1 protein-coding gene is annotated in these 1,056 nt (G+C 61.4%); it reads right to left on the bottom strand.

Annotated elements, in window-relative coordinates:
- Positions 1-55 precede the first annotated feature (55 nt).
- Positions 56-988, bottom strand: coding sequence for an IS5-like element ISPpa3 family transposase (locus ACDP63_RS24970; protein ID WP_026155396.1), 933 nt, complete (start codon positions 986-988; stop codon positions 56-58).
- Positions 989-1,056 lie beyond the last annotated feature (68 nt).

Here is a 1,056-nt window from a genome sequence, read left to right as displayed (position 1 = left end):
CGGCGTTGTTGCAGAAGTCAGTGTGTGAGCGCAGTTTTCCCTTTCCGCGTTGAGTTCATGCCACGCGTTTGATCTCGGCGGATCCGAGGGCATTGAAGCGGTTCATGAGGGCGATGCGGATATGGATTTCGGCGGTCTGGCGGTCCGGGTCTCGTGATGAGATGCGTTCACCGAAGGCCTTGAGGCAGCGCATCCTTGCCTCGATCCTGCTTCGGACGTGATAACCTGACCAGCGCTTCCATATGGCCCTGCCCAAGCGCTGGGTTGCCCGGAGGATCTCGTTGCGCGCCCTGGCTGCGGGGCAATCCTCCTTCCAGAGACGGCCATTCCTCCGGATCGGGATGATGGCGGTGCCGCCTCGATCCAGGATCGCGGTGTGGCAGCGTCGGGTGTCAAAGGCACCGTCGCCGGTGACGGTGCCGATCTGTTCATCCTCTGGGATCTGGTTGAGCAGGTCGGGCAGAACAGGGCTGTCGCCTTCACGGCTTGAGGTGAATTCGACGGCGCGGATGTCACCTGTAGCCGTGTCCATCGCCAGATGAACCTTACGATATTGGCGTCGGCGATGCGGGCCATGCTTGCGGGCAAGCCATTCCCCATCACCAAGAAACTTGATCCCGGTGCTGTCCACCAGCAGGTTCAGCGGCCCCGGCGCACGGCGGCTCGTGATCTGAACCGTGATGCGCTTCTGCCTGCGGCTCAAGGTCGAGAAATCGGGCACCCGCCAGTCGAGCCCGGCCATCGAAAGGATGCTCGCCACCATCCCTGTCGTTTGCCGCAGAGGCAGGCCGAACAGAACCTTCACCATCAAGCAGAACTGGATCGCGGCATCAGAGAAGACCGGCGGCCGACCATTGCATCCGGATTTGGGTGCGCGCCAAACCATGTCCTTGTCCAGCCAGATCAGAAGGGACCCGCGCCGCTTCAAGGCATCGTTGTAGGACTTCCAGTTCATCGTGCGGTAGCGGGTGGGCTCAGGCTTGCTCATACTCGCCCCTTAGCCCACTGGATTCGCAGTGTGAATCCCTCAGAAAACGGAGTTCTGCAACAACGCCG

Source organism: Paracoccus sp. P2 (assembly GCF_046335115.1).
In the GTDB taxonomy this organism is placed as follows: domain Bacteria; phylum Pseudomonadota; class Alphaproteobacteria; order Rhodobacterales; family Rhodobacteraceae; genus Paracoccus; species Paracoccus pantotrophus.
Note: the sequence above shows the minus strand (reverse complement) of the source record. Positions and strands in the feature narration are given on the sequence as shown.